The sequence below is a fragment of the Streptomyces wuyuanensis genome (assembly GCF_900103455.1).
Classification (GTDB): Bacteria; Actinomycetota; Actinomycetes; order Streptomycetales; family Streptomycetaceae; genus Streptomyces; species Streptomyces wuyuanensis.
Map to the genome: position 1 here is coordinate 20,133 of NZ_FNHI01000021.1, position 16,114 is coordinate 36,246.

Here is a 16,114-nt window from a genome sequence, read left to right on the forward strand (position 1 = left end):
CGAGGAAGCCTCGGTCCCTGCTACGCCGCTACGTGGGATCAGGCCGCGGTGGCGATGTTGAGAAGACGCAGAGCAGAGTCATTAACGACATCTGCCCCAACCCGGTAATACGCGTACCAACCGCGCGAACCGGACGGTCGGTTGTTGCCGGTGGCGAACAGGTGCGGAATGAACTCAACGGTCATTCCGACCCTGTCAGCGATCACGTAGTTCGACAGATCACCGTAGGCGAGGATGTAGTTGTTCGCCGTGGCCGTGGCGTCGAACGCCCCGTCCATGTCCTCCGCCTCCAGCGCCGGACGACCCAGCAGCATCGCCGGAACATCCGCGCCGATGCGCTCCCACATCTGCGCGCCGCCGCTGGTGTCCATCTGCCGAACCAGGTTGTAGATCGCGCGGTTCGCGACCCACGACGCGTTCCCCCTGTAGCGGGCAGGCAGCGCCTGGTCCATCTTGTAGATGTCCGCCGCGGCGAACGTCTCCGCCGTGGTCGGCGCCACCTCCGACGAACCGCCTGCGAGGGCAGTGACGAGACCGGTGGGCTGTCCGGAACCGGAGCCCGTGGCGAACGCCGCCGCCTCGAGGGTGTCCTTACCGAACGCCAGCAGGCGCGCGACCTCCTGGGTGACGTTGGCCTCGTCCTCCAGCGCCTCGATCGAGATCGGCACGAAGCCGGCCGCCTTGTGAACCGGCACGGTCGGCTGGGCGAACGTGGTGGAGTCGTCGGAGACCTCGGCACCCTCCGCGTCCCACGACCACGACACGGCGCCGGAGGAGACGCCGTTCCACACGTCGCCGGTCGCGACGACCGTGCGAGCCGCCTCACGGATCTGGTTCCGCGAACCGTTCGACGTGATGATGACCGTCGGGTCCAGCTGGAACGGCACCAGGTAGCCGCCCGCGCTGTCCGTCAGGCTCATGGCCCGCTCGAGGGCCCGCTGCTCGTCCGGGGACAGCATGTGGCCCTTGCCGGCCGCGCACTTGGACCAGGCGCGCATGTACTCGGGGCTGGAGGTGGCGAGGCACAGCTTCGCGATCCGCGAGTCGCCGTCGTCCCAGCGGGCGACGATGTTGGTGGACGCCTCACGGACGGCGTCGTCGGCGCCGGGCATCCTCTCGATCGCGGACAGGGCGCGGGACCGCAGCTCGCGCGCGACCTGTCCCTTCGACTGGCCGAAGGTGCGAACCTCGGACAGGTCCCACGGGTTACGGAACCGCTGGTCCTCGACCGAGTCGGGGTGGAGCACCGGGTCCAGGTCGTAGCCGTCGCGCGAGGAGGTCGGCGTGCCGCCCTCGATCCTCGTCGCGGCCGGGCGCCGCTCCGTGGTCTTGGTCGCCGACCGCACACGCTCCAGAGCGGCCTTGCGCTCGAGCTGCCGGCGGTGGTCGTCGACGTCGGCGAACTCGCGGGTGAGCTCGTCGAAGCTCTGCTCGTCCTCGGAGGTGAGGTCGTCCTTCTCGCCGAGACGCTCAAGCTCGGCCTGGATGTCCTTGAGGCGGATCACCGCCTGGGAGTGGGAAAGCTCCATCAGTCCTTGTCCTCTTCGATGGGCGCCAAGCGGGTCTTCATGAGCGCCGCGATCTCGCGGATGTCGCTCCTGAGCCGGGCCTGGCTGGGGTTCACGGGTGTGGAGGGGTGCCCATCGGAGGGCGGCGCCTCGGTCGTGCTGGGGGCTGGCGGGTGCTCTCGCTCGAGCGGCGCGCCATCGGTGGTGCTGGTCTCAGGTGCGGCAGGTTCCGCGGCTTCAATGCGGATCGGGGCCGAGGTGGACGGGTGCCCCTGTGCGGGCGGCGCGTCCTCACGGCTAAACAGGAGCGCGGTCGCGACCTCGCGGCGCAACTCCGGGTCCTCAGGTACCTGCGGGGCCGCCGCGTCCCTTGCGAGGGACTGGCGGATCTGACGGGCCATGTCGTCGCTACGGATCAGCTCGGCGGCCAGTCCCCGACTGCGGACGCTGACCGCCGTCCCGGCGTAGGCCGGGAACACGACCGGTCCGAGCTCGCGACACTTCAGCTCGATGAGCTCACGTCGCAGCGGGCCCCGGTCGCCTGGCATCCACAGCAGGTCGAGAACCTCCTCCGGCTTGACGACCTTGCCCGCCGCGTCGCGCCACTCCTCACGAACGACCTCGAACCGGAACGACATGCCGTTCACCGAGCCCTCGGCGATCGCGTCCCGGACCGGCTGCATCAGCCAGTTGTCGGTGATGCGGCCCTCGACATAGAGGCCCTGGTCGTCCTCGCGCAGGTCGACGATCGACCCGATCGGCAGGCTGCCGATGAGCGGGTGCCGGCCGTGGTCGAATTGCATGACCGGGGTCTGTTCCCTGATCGTCTTCCGGAAGGCGCCCTTGCGGATCGTCTCCGTGAACCGGCCCTCCCACGAGTCGATCTCCGTGTCCTGGCCGAACACTGCGGCGTAGCCGTTGAGGGTCCGGCCGTCACCCTCCCCGTCGTCGTCGGCCCGCAGGAATGAGAACGGCGCGGACCGCTCCAGGTCTCGCGCCGTAGGATGCAGGGTGCCCATCAGGTCCCCTCCTCAGGTGGTGTGGGCTCAGTCGGCGGCCCGGTACCGCCTGGCTCTTGGAGTTGGACACTGAACAGACCCGAATGCGCCAGCAGGCCCCAGTCCTCCGAGAGGACCGCGGGCACCACAGACTCAGCCGTGTAGCCCGCATCGAGCAGGGTCCGGATCGTTCGGGACTGAATGCCCTGGATCTCGGTGGCGTCCTTCTTGTCCTCGCGCAGGAACGGCACGTCCCGGGCGTCGTACCAGAGCCGCACCGCCCCCGAGCCACCGCCACCCGGCGGCGTCACGAGACGCTGGAAGGACCCGGCGACGTTCTGCCACAACGGGTGAATCGTGCCGTCAGCGAAGCGCCTACGCGCCTGCCCGTAGTTCGAGTAGGTGGCGGCCTGCAGCCCCTCGGACAGGCCGACGATGATCGGCGGCACCCCGGCGGCAGCAGCGATGCGGGTCTCACCGGCTCCCTGAACCTTCGAGAAGTCCAGCTGCTGGAAGTCCTTGCCGACCACACTCACATCGGCGCCGCCGCCCAGGTACATCGTCTTGTACGCGTTCGCGGCACCCTTGTGCGTGGCGTCCATCTTCGCCTTGAACTTCTCGAACGCCTCCGGTGACACCTCGCGCGCCAGCCGCACCACCAGGTTCGGCGTGGCGGCGTTCTCCATGAACCGCCGCTTGTGGCTGGACATGAGGTCGTCGTTGATGGTCTCCCGAATCACCGGCGTCAGCCACGACATGCCCCGGTACGAAGCCAGCGGATCCGGCACCGGCGCGAAGTGCGCCACCTCATCCACGAGCAGCGGCACAGGCTCCCCGCTCGGCTCCTGGTACACGTAGCCGAGCTTCTTCCACCCCAGCGTCCCGCCACGGAACTCGCGGGGCTCGAGGACGATGTACACCCAGTCCGGGCGCAGCCTGACAAGCTCATCCTCCACCACCGTCCAGTAGGAGTTGCCGGCGAGGTCCGCGTCCTGAATGACCCGGGCCAGGAGATCCTGCGTCGTGCCGCCCGTCCACGGCTCCTCCAGCAGCCGCAGATCCGTGCTGCCGAACATCTCCGACGGCCGGCCCTGGTTCAAGCGCTGCCACTGGAACCGGGTCGCCGAGAACACCGACTGCCGGGCCACCATGCACGCCCAGATCACCGGGTTCGTCGCGAACTTCATCGCATAGCCCGGCAGATCCGAAGGCGCCTTCTCCGCGACCTGTCCCGGCATCGACTGCTGCACCGCCAGCGGCGAGTAGCCCGAGTAGCCCAGCGACTCCTGCAGCGCGAGCGCGTAGTCCTCGATCGTGCTGATGTCGCGATGTTCGGAGGGACGCCCGCGCGTCGCCCGCCACAAGCTCGTCACGGGCGTCCCTCCTTCCCGCCCTCAGCAGGGTCCACATCGGTCAGGAACAGGCACCAGGCCGCAAAGCCCAGCCCGCCCGCGACCAGACCGGCAGCCAGGCCCAAAGCCATCCCCGCGCCGGCGGCGGCCGTCCAGCCGCCGACCAGTACGCCGAGGCGCGACAGGGCGACACGGCTCATCCGAAGGCGACCCACGGCTCGACCTCCTCCTCGGGCTCCTCGACCTCGGCCGTAAGCCCCCATCGAGCCAGCGTCACCCCGACCAGCGGACTGATGTCCACGCCCACGCCACGCCGGGCCCACGCCCACGCCTCACCCAAGTCGCGCTTCCTCGCGCCCGCCAGGGCCGTAGCCAGCGGCGCCTGGTCAAGGTGAACGACATCACCGGACGCGACCGCGTCGTAGAACGAACCGCACGCCTGCGCAACCTGCCGGACCCGCGGCGAGACCACCTCCACGCCCAGCGCCCGCTCCAGGTCCGGGATCAGAGAGCCAGCCGGACCGCCGCCGTCAACCACCCAACAGCGAGGCGACCAGCGTTCATGCAAGTCGCGGGCCCGCTCAACCACCCAGTCCACCCCCGGCCGGTTGTCAACGACCTCCACGTGGACAGCGGCGCCATTCATCCCGGCAACACAGATCGACGTATGCGACCGCTCCGGCGTCATGTCGATGGAGAACGCCACCGGATCCGACGCGCCGCTCTCAGCGTCCGCGAGAGCCCGCCACGCGTCCTCTCCGATCACCTGCCAGGTGTCCTCGGTCTCCGACGGGTACTCGCCCACCCCGAGCCGCTCCCTGGCGAAGATGGCCTCGCCCATCGTCAGCCGCTCGCGTTCGGTGTGCTCCAGCGACAGCCGGAACCCCAGGGCGGGGTTTGCCCGCGCAACAGCCTCAGGAGACGTGGGGTCATCGTGCTCGCTGCAGCCCAGGCGGCATTCCGTCACATGCGGGTTGATCGACCACTCCAGATAGGCCAGCGACGGATCCGGCACACCCGACTCGACAGCCGACAGGGCACGCTGCCGGAGCCGGCCCAGCTGCATTGACGGCGCCCCGATGCCCGCACTGCCCAGATACCAGACCTGCGGGTCCTTCACCGCGGCCATCGTCGGCATCAGTGCACCCATAGCGTCGTCGCTCAGGATCATCGCCTCGTCCAGCACGTTCAGGTTGCCGGTGAAGCCACGCCCGGAGCCGCTGGAGCGGGCCAGGAAGCGCAGCCGCTGGCCAGTGAGCAGCTCGATGGACTCCTCGCCCGTCGTGCGGCGCACCCGGGCCACGCGCTTGCGGAGCTGGTCGCAGTTCATGATGAGCTGCTCGATCCGGCGGAACGCCTCGATGGAGGTCTTGAACTCGTGCGCCGAGTGGAGGATCAGGCGCTCCCCCAGCAGGAACAGGCCGGCCAGCTCGCGGGCTTCGATGATCCCGCCCTTGCCGTTCTGGCGAGGCACGTTGACACAGGTCTCGAAGGCGGACCATGAGCCGTCGGCGTTCTCGCCCAGACCCACGTGCAGTGCGTACTGCTGCCAGGGGTCGAGCTGCAGGCCGGCGACTGCCGCGAGCTCTACGGCCTCCTGGCCCGAGCTGGAGACGAACGGCGGCACCGTGGACAGCCTGGGCCGCTGGGCGCCCTTAGGGGGGCCGTCAGGCGCCGCGGCGCTTCGCTCGGCGAGAAGCGAGGTCATCGAGAGCGTCCCCCTCCTCGACCGAAGTTGCCAAACTGCAAAGGTCCTTCATGACGGCGCGAAGCTGGGCCGCGACGGCGGCGAGAGCTGTCGGGGCGTCAGCTTCGTCGGCCGCGCGCGCGAGGGAAAGTGCCAGCTCAGAGAGGCCGGGGTGGGTCTTGTCGGCACCGAGCATCCGGATCTGACGGCTCGTCGCCTCTGCGTTCGCGTTCTCACCCTTCACTGACGATTCACCTCAGCAAATCCCGCAAAGTTGGCCAAAGGGGTTGACAACGCCATGATCACGTCTTCGGATCAAGCCACGCGCAAAGCCGAGCGACAGGGGCTTTTGGGTCGCCCGCTCATATGAGCGCCACGACGACCCAAGGCCCCCCTCCCTAGGGGGTTGACACCGCCTGACCTGCTGCGATGCGCGCCGATCTGAAGGAGGGTTCGCGACCGATACGGCATCCCGTCCGGTCCCGGTGGGTGCGCTGCCGCTCGACCGGGTGGTCGTCGGCTGCGGCTGCGGCACGCGCTACCCCGCGACCCGGCAGGCGTATGGACCGATGGGAGCGGGAGTTGCCAGTGTGCTGCTGCAATCACCAGGCTCGGGATGCTTGGCGTCCGACCGGCTGCACCTTGGCCTTGGCTTGCCGGTTGTACCAGCGGGTGGCGACGGCGATCATGCCCTCGTGCCTCATGTCCCGCACGCGCTGCATGACGATGTCCCGGCCTGGGTCGACAGCGACGACCTTGGCCTCAAGCCGGCGGTAGCGGGCGAGGGCCTTGGGGCTGGGCATGGTGTGGATGAGGTACACGTCGGTGCGGTCGCGGTGCTTGATGGCCTCATCGAGAGCCGCGAACCGCGCGCGGAGCGCGACCTTGCGGAGGATCTCATCCTGGTTCCAGTTAGGGGCACCTGGCCCCGACAGCGCGAGGGTGATGCGGTCGAGGTCGATGACGACGTCCGTCGGCTTGGCTCTGGCCTGGATCCAGCTGGACTTGCCAGCGGCGGGCGGGCCGGTGATGACGTACAGCACGTCACCACCTCCGTGACGCACGCTCCAGCGAGCGAATGGGGGTGGCTCGGTTCCCGCGTCGCCCGTTGCAGCGGCGGTGCGCGCTGCGGGCGTTGGCCGGGTCGAGGAGGTCGCCGCCGCGGGAGAGTGGGACGAGGTGGTCGAGGGTGAACGACAGGGGTGCTCGCTGCGCCGCTTCGCCTGTGAGGCTGTAGTCGATGGCTCCACCGCAGATCCAGCACGGGTAGCGCATGGCTCGCTGCTGGTCGCAGAGCCGGCGGTACGGGCGCCCGTTGCGCGGGTTGCCGGCCACAGGCGCCTCCCCTCCTACTGGTCCTGCTGGTCCCGGAGCTCCGCCTCGTCGCGTTGGCGCTGCCGCTCCTCGAGGGCTGCCTCGTTGGACTTGAAGAGCCCTTCCATGTACGCGTCGAGGTAGTCGCTCTCCGACAGGTGATTGCACTCCGCGGGCTTCGGATCTTCGCCTGTCTCGGGGTCGAAGCCGGCGGGCCGGGAGCTGATCACGTCGGCAACAGCGTCCACGCACAGCTGGGTCTGTTCAGCCTCGGATAGTGCCGGGGGCTCGGTGACGGTCGCCGTGGCGGTGACCGTGGGCCCGGGTTCGGCATCGCTGCCGCTGCTGCTGCAGCCGCTGAGGGCGAACAGGACGGCTGTGAGTGCGGCTGTGGTGGTGCGTCGCATGGTCCCCCCAGGACTAGCGGTAGTGAGAGGGGGTCATCATGCGCCGGGACTGGGGCGGCGGGAAGCGGAATGACCGTTCCGTGATGCTGCGTTCGGGCCGTCAGCTACTGACCGTGAGGTCGACGCGTTCCACGGAGGAGGAGTCGGGACTGCACCGCGTACACGGCCTGATGCTGCCCGTCCTTGAAGATCGTGAAGATGCCCTCTTCGATGAAGTAGGCCGCGGCGATGCTCTTGGTCAGGACTGTTGTTCCGACGTCTTCGATGCGGGCCTTGAAGTCGTGCATCTGGGTGCGTGCTGGTACGGGCACGGGAACTCCTGGTGGTAGCGCTGATGACGGTGGTGGTGGGTTGTCCCGCTGCCCGGCGTGGGATGGGGGGTGGGCAGCGGGACGTCGGGGCACGGGCCCCGGCTCAGGCGGCGCGGGCTCCCTCAGGGAGGGGCGGCGTCTCGCCGGGCTCGATCAGTGCTCTGGTCTCTTCGTCGCGGATCGCCTTGGGGATCTCGCGGACGTTGTAGCGCACGGACTTGCCGCTGCCGTACCTGCTGATGCGGCCTTCGGACGCCCAGCGCCAGATGGTTCCGACCGACCGGCCGGCCCAGTAGGCGGCGTCTGCGGCGTTGACGAGTGCTGGAGGCATGCGGGGCACCTCCGGGAACGACGAAGGGCCACCCGGTGGGGGTGGCCCTGGCGACACGTGAAGCAGAGTGATCCCAGAATGCTTCGGTGCAGGTCGGCTTGTCAACCTACGTTGCCCTAGGGATGCGTGACCGTCGTTTCCCGGCGGACGGCTGGGTCGCTCCGCCAGACTGCCCGCATGGGTCTTGTGGTGACGGTGCAGCACGACAGCCGCGAGGAGTGCGAGGCCGAGCTCGATCGTCTGTGCCGCGACTACGGGATGACGCCGACGCTGGCACCGACACGCTCGTTCGGCACGAACCGGTGGATGGCCCGCGCAACACCGACGGCCCCGGCCGGAGAGGGCCAGGGCCGCGGGGCGTAGCGGGTCAGACGGCTGGTGTGCCGCTGCCGGGGCAGGTCTCGGTGCCTGTGCCGCCCTTCTGGTGCATGGCGACGGGTTGGCCCTTCTCGGCTCCTACGCCTGCGCCGCAGACGGGGCAGTTGCCTTCACATAACGCGGGGTCGAAGCGGTTGGTGCACATATCAGGTACCTCCTGGTCGGGGTGGTGCTGATAGAGGTGGTGCCACCCGCCCCGTAGTGGGCGGGAGTCTTACAGCTTGCGGGCGAACACCCTGGAGCCGTCGTGGAATTTGATGGTGACGCCGACGTGTCCTTTCCTCGCGCCGTGCCGGGTGGACCAGCGTTCGACGGCCGCGACTTCGGGTGACTCGGCGTGGGAGACGAGGGCGGCCAGCCATGCTTCGGGGGCGTCTGTGGCTTGTGGGGCGGGCCCGGCTGGGGCGGGTGTGCCGGTGACGGGCTGGTCGGTGAAGCCGTCGTGCTTGGCCCCGTCGGGGAGTTGGCCCATGAATTGCCAGCGGGTTTCGCCGACGCTGGTGGTGATGGCCAGGCCGCGGGGGTGTTTGGTGTCGCCGACCTCGGCGAGTGTCTGTACTCGGGTGCAGCCGGGGGTGTTCTTGGCGAGGTCGGTGATGAGGTCGGTGAAGCGTGCGGGGCGCATAGGTGGCTGTGTCCTTCCGTGGCGGCCGGGCCAGTCTAGGACTGGGGGTCGCGGGGTTTACAGGTTGTTGGTGGTCTTGCCGAGCCACCGGCTGTGGCTGTTGACGGTCTGCTGTCGGACGGGGCCGGTGTAGTGGTGGTGGTGCTCGGTGGTGGTCTTGGGGCTGACTTTGACGAGGCGGGCGAGGGCCCAGATGGGGGCGGCGATAGCGAGGGGGGCGGCGGCGATCAGGCCGATGACGGTCGGGTCGGCGTGGCCGGAGGCCCAGAGGACGGCGCTGGCGGCTCCTCCGGTGGCGAGGGTGAGGACGCTGCCGGTGAGCATGAGTGCGCTGGCGTCGGTGGCCTTCTGGGACATGGGTGGCCGGCCGGGCTGGGGTACGGGCGGGGCGGTGCCGTAGCGCGGGAGCGGCGTGTCGTCCCGGTACGACGTGGGGGCGGCCAGGGCGTCGTTGACGGCGGCGATGAGGTGGTCGGCCTGCTGGCGGTGAGCGGGGGTGGTGGTCATCGGATCCTCCGGTCGGTGGGGTGTGCGGGGGCTGTGCAGGGCGGTGAAAGTGCAGGTGGCGGTCTGTGCAGCCCCTGTGCGGGGGCCCGGTGGGACTGTGCGACGTGCACTGGCCTGGGGCCGTGCCGCACAGTGCCCACACAGGGCCAAACCCGCACAAACACACAGGGGCACACAGGGGCAAACAGGGTCCTATCGGGCCCGCTGGAGGGCTTCCACGGTCCAGCCCCAGACACGCTTGCCGTCGAGCGGGAACTGCACCGCCGGCACGTCCACACCCAGCACGGCGAGCCGGTCCTTGAGCGCCGACCCGGCCCGGGACGCGTACCGCACGTCGCTCTCGTCGGCGCCTTGGACGAACTCGCCGTCAACGGTGGCGAGGTGGGCGAACACCTCCGCGCGGGTCACGTTGCCCCGACCCGTCGAGGCCGCAGCCTTGAGCAGGTGGTCGAGGATGTCCGGCTCGGCAGCCGCCGGAAGGACGCCCGCCCGCTGCCGCAGCTCGTAGGCCCGGCGCAGGATCGTCTCGACCTCGTCGTCGGTGTAGAAGTACGACTGCGTCAGCACGGGCTCCGACGTCTCGCCGGTCTGCAGGTAGCCGACGCCGCGCTGGGACTTGAGGATCCGCTGCGCGTTGTAGCCGGCGGTCGCACGGCCCTTGCCGAGGATCGTGTCGGACGCCTCGGGGGTCATGCACCGTCCGGCCCAGCGGGTGGACAGGATGTCGCGGATGCCGGTTGGTACGGCGTTCGAGTCGGGCTTCTGCGTGGCTGCGATGACGATGACCGCGTAGGCCCGGCCCTGCTGAGTGATCAGCCGCAGGAGCCGCTCCAGTTCCTTCTGCTGCTCGGGGCTGGCGGCGGCCATGTACGACGCCCACTCGTCGATGTACAGGATCGTGAACCGGACGCGCTTGTCCTTCGCGGCCAGCGACTCCGAGAACTTGCGGACGCTGTGGTCCTTCACGGTCTGCTTCAGCTCGGGCAGCACGACCTCCCACACGTGCGTGAGGATCGCGAGGAGCTTCTTGGGGTCGCCGTCGGTGTCGATCATCTGGGCGATCGGCTCGAAGGGGGTCAGGTCGAAGCCGCCCTTGCCGTCTGCCAGGTAGAAGTCGGCGGTCACGTCCAGGCTCGCGGCGAGCAGCGGGTTGTTCGCTGCGGCGGACTTGCCGGCTCCCGGCTCGCCACCGAAGAGGGCGGTCTTCTCGAACCAGTCCACGGCCATGACGTCGCCGCGTTCGGAGACGGCCATGGGTACGGGCGCCCAAAGGTTGACCTTCTCAGCTGCGAGGAGCGGCCCCTTGTGGGGCTTGCCGGTGAAGGGGACCTTGAGGGTGACGCGCAGGGTGAGCCAGTCCTCGCGCTCCCCCTTGGTCTGGGAGACCTGCTGGACGCTGACGCCGAATCCGTTCGCGAGCTGCGGCGTGGCGCCGAGGGCCTTGGAGGCGGGGATCCCGTCGGGCAGCTCCAGCCGCACCTCCCAGGCGGCCCCGTCGGCGGTGAGGGTGCACGGCGACAGGAGCTTGACGACGTCGTCCGTGCCGATGACCTTCGCCGACCGGTAGACGCGGTTGACCATGTCGTCGGTCATGCGGTCCCCGTCGCCGATCTTCGCGTCGCGGTCGGTGTAGAGCTCTCCGGCGGTGGTACGGCGTCCGAGGAGAGCGAGCGCGGCGAGCGTCGCGCCCGTGGCCATGAGCCCGCCCGGGGCGCCGAGGAGGTGTATGCCTGCGCCTTCGACGGCGGCGACCGGAGCCAGGGCGGCGGCGCCACGGAGGGCCCGCTTGGTCCGGGCCTCGGCGCGGGCCTTCTTGTAGCCGGCGAGGGCCTTGGACGACTCGGCGAACGCCGCCTCCATGTCCTTGCGGCGCTTGTCCTTCTCCGTGCCCGGGATGAGCCGCTTGTCGTGGGCCCACTTGGCGGACTTGTAGTCGCGCTGCGCCTGCTGAACTTCGTGCCGGGACGCGAGGACCTGTACGCCCTCGACGCCCTGCACCCAGAGGGCGGTGCGGGCGATACCGCGCCACGTCTGCGCGGCGTGGCCGTGCTCGGTGGCCTGGCGTCGCAGCCACCTGCGGAAGCCTCGGGCGCTGTTGACGCGGCCGACGTGGGCGCGGGCCTTCCACCCGGCCCGGGTCTTGGTCCAAGCCGGGGTGAGGGGGGTGTCGCCCATCGGGTCGGCGCCCGCGGTCTGCTTCACGACCGGCGCGGCCTCGGGGGCGGCTCCCGGCCCGGAGAAGAAGCTGCCGACAAGGCGCTCCCACTCGGGGTCGGGCATGCTGCTCGGGGTGGTCTCGACGCTCACTTCTGCTCCTCGCGGGTCTCGGTCTTGACGCGGTTGCGGAGGCGGACGGCGTACTCGTTGGAGCCGCCGCCGATGACCTCGCGCACGTTCCGGGCGGAGAGCCGGTCGGTGCCGCCGAGTGCTTCGGCGAGCTTGCGGACCTTGTCGATGTCGGCCGGGTCGAGGGGCTTCTCGGGTGCCTTCGGGGCGGTGCGGCCGGAAGCCTGCTTCCCTTTACGCCCAAGGGCTGTAGCCGTCTTGGAGCCGCCCGCAGAGGCGGCGCCTGACCCTCCCCCCGTACCACCGCTGGGGCTGCCGCCAGAGGCGCCCCCGGCGGGTCCTCCGTCCCCGCGGTCGGGGCCGAACATCTCGGCGAGGAGGAGGTCGACCGCTATCGACTCGGGTGTGCGTCCGGCGTTGCTGAGGACGGACTCGATGCCGGCGCGGGCGGCCTCGCGGGCTGCGAGCGTCCCGGCGGTGACGCTGAGCGGCAGGAGGTGGAGGTTGTGCCACGCCTGCTCCCAGGCGGTGTCCCGGTCGATGGCTCCGGTCGGATGGGCGACCATGATCCGCCGGTACTCGGCGAACTCCTCTGGGAACAGCTTCTGCCGCTCGGAATCCTCAGCCGCCGCGGTCCGGGCCGCAGCCTTCTCGGCCTCGGCCTTCACCTTGGCGGTGACCTTGTCGGCGGCACGCTGCTGCAGACTCCGAGGATCGGCCGCGGCCTTCGTCTCCAGGAACTGGCGCACCTCAGCGAGGACCGGGCCGATGATCGACGTGGCGGCCAGCGCGACACCGGCGACGATGCCGTACTCCTCGGTGCCGTGAGTCAGGTTGATGTAGCCGGCCACCGAGGCGAGCGACGCGGTGAGGATCCAGAACGGCCAGCGGGGCAGGCCCTTGCGGTGCGCCCACTGGGTGCCGAGGACGCCAACCCAGGCGAGGAGCTCGAGGAAGAACGGGACCGGGAGCATCAGCCACGCGTAGCCGGGGTCCTGCTCGCCCTTCTTGTGGAGCTTGAGGAAGTACGACAGCTGGGCGGGCAGGGCGGCGAGGAGGCCGAGGACCATGACGACGTTGACGAGCGCCTTGAAGTGGCTGCCGTTGTCGGCGGCCTGCTCGCGGCGCTGCTGCTTGCGCTGCTGCTCTTCGTCGGTGGCGTCCTCCTGGACGGCCTTGAGCTGCTTGGCGAGCTTGGCCTGCTTGACCTGCTCGGCCATCTGCTCAGTCGCGGTGCGTGCGGCGCCGGCTTCAACGACCTGCGCTGCGGCAGCGGCGTCGGCCTGGATTCGCGCGGCTTCGGCGCGAGTCTTTTCGGCTGCCGCCTCGCGCTCCTTCCAGGAGCGGTAGTCGCTGCTCACGGTGATCGGTTCCTTCCTGGGTTAGGCGGTCTTGGCGGGGCGGGTCTTGCGGAGGTGGGGCATGGCGGCGAGGCCGAGTCCGAAGCCGACGAGTGCCGGCTGGCCGACCGCCCAGTTGAGGACGGGCACGATCAGGTCGGTGCCGATGCTCGGGAAGAGCAGCAGCACGGCCAGGGCGGCGAGGATGAGGAAGAGGTTCTTCACGGGTGGTCAACCCCTCGGGGTGGTCGGGACGGTCGGGTGTCTGGCGCGTTCTCCTTGGCTCCCGCGCGGGACGGGAGCCGCGGACAGCGGTCAGTCCTGCGGGGTGTGGTCGACGGTGGCGCCGAGGATCCGCATGGCGGTCTGCTGCGAGTAGTCGCCGGAGTGGAGGGTGAGGTCCCAGGCGGCGTGGTGACTGCCGTTCGCGAGCTGCTTCCCGGCTTCGTCGATCTCGGCGTTGGTGGGCTGGTAGCCCTTCGGCTCCGGCTTGCGGCTGAACAGGCCCATCGGTTTCTCCTCGGGTCAGCGGGTGTGGGTCTTCTTGTGGGTGCGGATGGCGCTCTTGCAGTCGGGGCACTTGCGGACGGCACCGTTTCCGACGACGGGGGCCGGGATGGTGCGGCCGCAGATCGCCGGGGTGGATCCCGGTACGAGCTGGGGGTGGCAGTCGGGACAGTGGAAGTGCATGTCCAGGACGGGGCGGCCCATCAGGCGGCGGCGGGCTGGTGGAGGCCGCGGATCTCGGGCATCAGCGGCTCGTCGGGGTTGGCCTCGTCGTGCTCCATGGCGTCGAACACGATGGAGATGGCGCGGTCGTAGTCGCCCTTGGCGCGGGCGGCCCGGTACTCGTTCAGGTAGGCGATGCGGGTCTGCTGAGACATGGGTTCTCCTTGGGTGGCTGGTCCTGGGGGTGGCGTGCCGCGTCGGCGGGGCTGGGGGTGTCACCCGCCGACGCGGCGGTCGTGCACTGGCCCGGGGCGGGCGGGGGAGCCGGACAGGTGCCCCGGGCCAGTGGTCTGGGTGGCCCTAGCGGGGCCGGGTGGTGCTGCGGCGGTTCGCTTCGCGGACCTTGTCCGAGAGGGCCTTGCGCTCGGAGTCGGTCATGACGTCACCTCCACGAGCCGCAGCGGGGCGGCCGGCTGGTCGGTGGTGTAGTTGACGAACCCGGTCGCGAGGCGCTGCCTGGTGGCCGTGTCGGTGACGGACACCCTCAGCAGCAGGGGCCCGTCCGGGGACTCGCCGACCGTGCGGATGATCTCGTCGGCCTTGGCCTGAGCGGCGGTCAGGCGCGCCAGCTCGGCGGTCATGACCCGGCCTGCTTCGGGACGGCCCGGTCGGCGAGGAACTGGTCGACGGATGCGGCGGTGACGCGGAAGCGGGGGCGGGTGCCCTTGCCGATGTCGATGGCGTCGAGGTGGCCAGCGCGGATGAGTTCGCGAATGTAGTTGGAGGTGGCGCCGATGCGGGCACCGGCTTCCCCGGGGGTGATGTAGCCGCTCACGGGGGCGGCGGAAGAAGACGTCACTGGGTGCTCCCCTGCGGTCGACTGGGGCTGACATGTAGAGCGTGACAGATTGCTTCGGTGCAATCAATCGGTACGCAGGGATCAGATCGGAATCCGGACAGCAAGAAGCCCCCGCCATAATGGGCGGGGGCTAACTATCCGCAGGTCAGGCCGGGAAGTCGTACTGCAGCAGGTACCGAGACGCGTCCAGAATCATTCGGTTGACCGTCAACACCCGGTCAGCCGAATCGAAGGCATACCGCACCACCTCGGCCACCGGAGCAGGCGCCCGCACCTGAAGATCAGCAGCCTCGGCCGCCGACGGAGGCCGCGACTGGATCTCCTCGCGGTAGCGGACCGGCGCATGGCCGGCGTCGGCGAGGCGCGCGTACACGCCACCCGGTCCGGTGTCGACCTGGGTAATGCGGGTGCCGCGGGCCAGGTCGTCGGGGATGTACTCGGTCGAACGCATCACGGCCACGCCGTCGACCACGTACTTCCGGTTGCGACGCCAGACGAGTTCGCCCTCGGGGATGTCGAGGGCCCGAGCGACTGAGGGCTCGGCGGGGAGCTGCTCGATCTGAACGTCTCGGACCTCGAGGTCGCGGTCCTCGATGTCGATGTCCCACATGGACCGCCCCCCGCCCCACTGCTCTGCGGAGAGCCGCTGCAGGGCGTTGCGGACGATCGGCCGCCAGCTGCGCACGTACACGCCAGAGCCCACGCGGGATTCGACGAGACCCTCGTCGCGCAGCTTGGCCAACGCTTGCCGGATGGTGCCCTGAGAGATCGGCGCGTACTGGGTGACGAGGTCCCGCTCGACAGGCAGGCGCCCTTCCGGGAACTCGCCGGCCTTGATTCTGGCGCGCAGGTCGTCTGCGACCCGCTGGTACTTGGGCGACCCGCCGCCCGGCTCACGTGCCACATGACCTCCCTAGAGACATATCTAGAGCAACGGTAACTGCTCCATATGCGGACAGGGAAAGCCGGAGGCCCCGACCCGCACGGGTCGGGGCCTTGATCATGCGGCGGTTGCTGCTCGCCGGGTGGGGGTGAGGCTGAGCATGTCGGCGTGGTCGTACTGCTGCTGGCAGCGGGGGCAGCGGATGCCGTCCATGTCGAGGGTGACCTTGAGGATGTTGCCGCACTCGCGGCAGCCGACGGGGATGCGGATGGGCGGCTTCTCTCCAGTGATGAGCCGTTCGGCTTGGGCGCGGACGGCCCGGAGTTCGTCGGCGATCTCCCGCACTGCCGGATGTTCGTCGCAGATCATCGTCAGGTTGAGGAGGAGGATCCCGCAGCTCCAGTCGACGATGGCGACGATCGACGTGTAGTCGGGGATCGACCACTGCTCCCGTTCGCACAGGTCGCGGGCCCATCCGCCGACGACGCCTTCGATGCCGCCGCGGGCGCGGAGATCGACGGCGTCGAGGCTGCAGGGGATGGGGGCGGTGCGGGTGGCGGACCTGCCGTCGCTGCCTCGCCGGCCGGGCTGAAGGACGGTGGCCAGCTCCCGGTACAGGCCGGGCAGGGCTTCGAGGTTGGCGCGCATGCGGTCCTCGC

At 69.8% G+C, this 16,114-nt stretch carries 24 protein-coding genes; 1 reads left to right on the forward strand and 23 read right to left on the reverse strand.

What is annotated here, in order from left to right:
• Positions 1-38: 38 nt before the first annotated feature.
• From BLT82_RS26700 to BLT82_RS26750, 11 genes are all read right to left on the reverse strand, one after another.
• A complete protein-coding gene (locus BLT82_RS26700) occupies positions 39-1,529 on the reverse strand; it encodes a phage major capsid protein (RefSeq protein ID WP_093659281.1) in 1,491 nt (496 codons plus the stop codon).
• Positions 1,529-2,527 (reverse strand): HK97 family phage prohead protease, encoded by a 999-nt coding sequence (locus BLT82_RS26705; RefSeq protein ID WP_093659283.1) that lies wholly within the window; start codon positions 2,525-2,527, stop codon positions 1,529-1,531. The genes BLT82_RS26700 and BLT82_RS26705 overlap by 1 nt, the downstream gene beginning before the upstream one ends.
• Positions 2,527-3,879 (reverse strand): phage portal protein, encoded by a 1,353-nt coding sequence (locus tag BLT82_RS26710; RefSeq protein WP_093659285.1) that lies wholly within the window; start codon positions 3,877-3,879, stop codon positions 2,527-2,529. The genes BLT82_RS26705 and BLT82_RS26710 overlap by 1 nt, the downstream gene beginning before the upstream one ends.
• On the reverse strand, positions 3,876-4,073 hold the full coding sequence (locus BLT82_RS26715; protein WP_143041541.1) for a hypothetical protein: 198 nt from the start codon (positions 4,071-4,073) through the stop codon (positions 3,876-3,878). The genes BLT82_RS26710 and BLT82_RS26715 overlap by 4 nt, the downstream gene beginning before the upstream one ends.
• Positions 4,055-5,566 carry a terminase gene (locus tag BLT82_RS26720; protein WP_093659289.1) on the reverse strand — a complete coding sequence of 504 codons (1,512 nt, stop codon included), beginning with the start codon at positions 5,564-5,566 and terminating at the stop codon, positions 4,055-4,057. Before BLT82_RS26720 ends, BLT82_RS26715 begins: the two co-directional genes overlap by 19 nt.
• Positions 5,526-5,789, reverse strand: a complete 264-nt coding sequence (locus BLT82_RS26725) for a hypothetical protein (protein WP_244529641.1) — start codon at positions 5,787-5,789, stop codon at positions 5,526-5,528. The genes BLT82_RS26720 and BLT82_RS26725 overlap by 41 nt, the downstream gene beginning before the upstream one ends.
• Before the next feature lie 358 nt (positions 5,790-6,147).
• Complete coding sequence (locus BLT82_RS26730; RefSeq protein ID WP_093659291.1) at positions 6,148-6,588, reverse strand: hypothetical protein; 441 nt, start codon at positions 6,586-6,588, stop codon at positions 6,148-6,150.
• Between the two features lies 1 nt (position 6,589).
• Positions 6,590-6,880: an HNH endonuclease gene (locus tag BLT82_RS26735; RefSeq protein ID WP_093659293.1), complete on the reverse strand. Its 291-nt coding sequence runs from the start codon at positions 6,878-6,880 to the stop codon at positions 6,590-6,592.
• Positions 6,881-6,894: 14 nt separating this feature from the next.
• Positions 6,895-7,266: a hypothetical protein gene (locus tag BLT82_RS26740; protein ID WP_093659295.1), complete on the reverse strand. Its 372-nt coding sequence runs from the start codon at positions 7,264-7,266 to the stop codon at positions 6,895-6,897.
• A 104-nt stretch (positions 7,267-7,370) separates the two neighbouring features.
• Positions 7,371-7,577 (reverse strand): hypothetical protein, encoded by a 207-nt coding sequence (locus BLT82_RS26745; protein ID WP_143041542.1) that lies wholly within the window; start codon positions 7,575-7,577, stop codon positions 7,371-7,373.
• A 103-nt stretch (positions 7,578-7,680) separates the two neighbouring features.
• Positions 7,681-7,908: a MerR family transcriptional regulator gene (locus BLT82_RS26750; protein ID WP_093659299.1), complete on the reverse strand. Its 228-nt coding sequence runs from the start codon at positions 7,906-7,908 to the stop codon at positions 7,681-7,683.
• A 177-nt stretch (positions 7,909-8,085) separates the two neighbouring features.
• On the opposite strand from BLT82_RS26750, the gene BLT82_RS26755 reads away from it, so the two are divergent.
• Positions 8,086-8,271, forward strand: a complete 186-nt coding sequence (locus BLT82_RS26755) for a hypothetical protein (protein WP_143041543.1) — start codon at positions 8,086-8,088, stop codon at positions 8,269-8,271.
• A gap of 229 nt (positions 8,272-8,500) precedes the next feature.
• On the opposite strand, the gene BLT82_RS26760 is transcribed toward BLT82_RS26755, so the two are convergent.
• The 12 genes from BLT82_RS26760 to BLT82_RS26810 all read right to left on the reverse strand — a co-directional run bounded on the left by BLT82_RS26760 (position 8,501) and on the right by BLT82_RS26810 (position 16,103).
• The gene (locus BLT82_RS26760; protein ID WP_093659303.1) at positions 8,501-8,911 is read right to left on the reverse strand and encodes a hypothetical protein; all 411 of its coding nucleotides are present in this window, start codon (positions 8,909-8,911) and stop codon (positions 8,501-8,503) included.
• Positions 8,912-8,968: 57 nt separating this feature from the next.
• On the reverse strand, positions 8,969-9,418 hold the full coding sequence (locus BLT82_RS26765; protein WP_093659305.1) for a hypothetical protein: 450 nt from the start codon (positions 9,416-9,418) through the stop codon (positions 8,969-8,971).
• A 192-nt stretch (positions 9,419-9,610) separates the two neighbouring features.
• The gene (locus BLT82_RS26770; RefSeq protein ID WP_093659307.1) at positions 9,611-11,725 is read right to left on the reverse strand and encodes an FtsK/SpoIIIE domain-containing protein; all 2,115 of its coding nucleotides are present in this window, start codon (positions 11,723-11,725) and stop codon (positions 9,611-9,613) included.
• Entirely contained in the window at positions 11,722-13,065 is a 1,344-nt protein-coding gene (locus BLT82_RS26775) for a hypothetical protein (RefSeq protein ID WP_093659309.1), read from the reverse strand. The genes BLT82_RS26770 and BLT82_RS26775 overlap by 4 nt, the downstream gene beginning before the upstream one ends.
• Positions 13,066-13,086: 21 nt before the next feature.
• Entirely contained in the window at positions 13,087-13,269 is a 183-nt protein-coding gene (locus BLT82_RS26780) for a hypothetical protein (RefSeq protein WP_093659311.1), read from the reverse strand.
• A 90-nt stretch (positions 13,270-13,359) separates the two neighbouring features.
• Positions 13,360-13,554, reverse strand: a complete 195-nt coding sequence (locus tag BLT82_RS26785; protein WP_093659313.1) for a hypothetical protein — start codon at positions 13,552-13,554, stop codon at positions 13,360-13,362.
• Positions 13,555-13,569: 15 nt separating this feature from the next.
• A complete protein-coding gene (locus BLT82_RS26790) occupies positions 13,570-13,755 on the reverse strand; it encodes a hypothetical protein (RefSeq protein WP_093659315.1) in 186 nt (61 codons plus the stop codon).
• A complete protein-coding gene (locus tag BLT82_RS37300; protein ID WP_167746096.1) occupies positions 13,755-13,928 on the reverse strand; it encodes a hypothetical protein in 174 nt (57 codons plus the stop codon). Before BLT82_RS37300 ends, BLT82_RS26790 begins: the two co-directional genes overlap by 1 nt.
• Before the next feature lie 219 nt (positions 13,929-14,147).
• Positions 14,148-14,354, reverse strand: coding sequence for a hypothetical protein (locus BLT82_RS26795; RefSeq protein ID WP_093659317.1), 207 nt, complete (start codon positions 14,352-14,354; stop codon positions 14,148-14,150).
• A complete protein-coding gene (locus BLT82_RS26800; RefSeq protein WP_143041544.1) occupies positions 14,351-14,572 on the reverse strand; it encodes a MerR family transcriptional regulator in 222 nt (73 codons plus the stop codon). Before BLT82_RS26800 ends, BLT82_RS26795 begins: the two co-directional genes overlap by 4 nt.
• 145 nt (positions 14,573-14,717) lie before the next feature.
• A complete protein-coding gene (locus tag BLT82_RS26805; RefSeq protein ID WP_093659321.1) occupies positions 14,718-15,476 on the reverse strand; it encodes a GntR family transcriptional regulator in 759 nt (252 codons plus the stop codon).
• A 96-nt stretch (positions 15,477-15,572) separates the two neighbouring features.
• Complete coding sequence (locus tag BLT82_RS26810; RefSeq protein WP_093659323.1) at positions 15,573-16,103, reverse strand: hypothetical protein; 531 nt, start codon at positions 16,101-16,103, stop codon at positions 15,573-15,575.
• Between the last annotated feature and the right edge of the window lie 11 nt (positions 16,104-16,114).

Coding starts and splice junctions, on each gene's coding strand:
- BLT82_RS37300 (WP_167746096.1), bottom strand. CDS start 13,928: ATGTCTCAGCAGACCCGCATCGCCTACCTGAACGAGTACCGGGCCGCC.
- BLT82_RS26700 (WP_093659281.1), bottom strand. CDS start 1,529: ATGGAGCTTTCCCACTCCCAGGCGGTGATCCGCCTCAAGGACATCCAG.
- BLT82_RS26760 (WP_093659303.1), bottom strand. CDS start 8,911: ATGCGCCCCGCACGCTTCACCGACCTCATCACCGACCTCGCCAAGAAC.
- BLT82_RS26705 (WP_093659283.1), bottom strand. CDS start 2,527: ATGGGCACCCTGCATCCTACGGCGCGAGACCTGGAGCGGTCCGCGCCG.
- BLT82_RS26790 (WP_093659315.1), bottom strand. CDS start 13,755: ATGGGCCGCCCCGTCCTGGACATGCACTTCCACTGTCCCGACTGCCAC.
- BLT82_RS26795 (WP_093659317.1), bottom strand. CDS start 14,354: ATGACCGCCGAGCTGGCGCGCCTGACCGCCGCTCAGGCCAAGGCCGAC.
- BLT82_RS26720 (WP_093659289.1), bottom strand. CDS start 5,566: ATGACCTCGCTTCTCGCCGAGCGAAGCGCCGCGGCGCCTGACGGCCCC.
- BLT82_RS26765 (WP_093659305.1), bottom strand. CDS start 9,418: ATGACCACCACCCCCGCTCACCGCCAGCAGGCCGACCACCTCATCGCC.
- BLT82_RS26755 (WP_143041543.1), top strand. CDS start 8,086: ATGGGTCTTGTGGTGACGGTGCAGCACGACAGCCGCGAGGAGTGCGAG.
- BLT82_RS26750 (WP_093659299.1), bottom strand. CDS start 7,908: ATGCCTCCAGCACTCGTCAACGCCGCAGACGCCGCCTACTGGGCCGGC.
- BLT82_RS26785 (WP_093659313.1), bottom strand. CDS start 13,554: ATGGGCCTGTTCAGCCGCAAGCCGGAGCCGAAGGGCTACCAGCCCACC.
- BLT82_RS26740 (WP_093659295.1), bottom strand. CDS start 7,266: ATGCGACGCACCACCACAGCCGCACTCACAGCCGTCCTGTTCGCCCTC.
- BLT82_RS26810 (WP_093659323.1), bottom strand. CDS start 16,103: ATGCGCGCCAACCTCGAAGCCCTGCCCGGCCTGTACCGGGAGCTGGCC.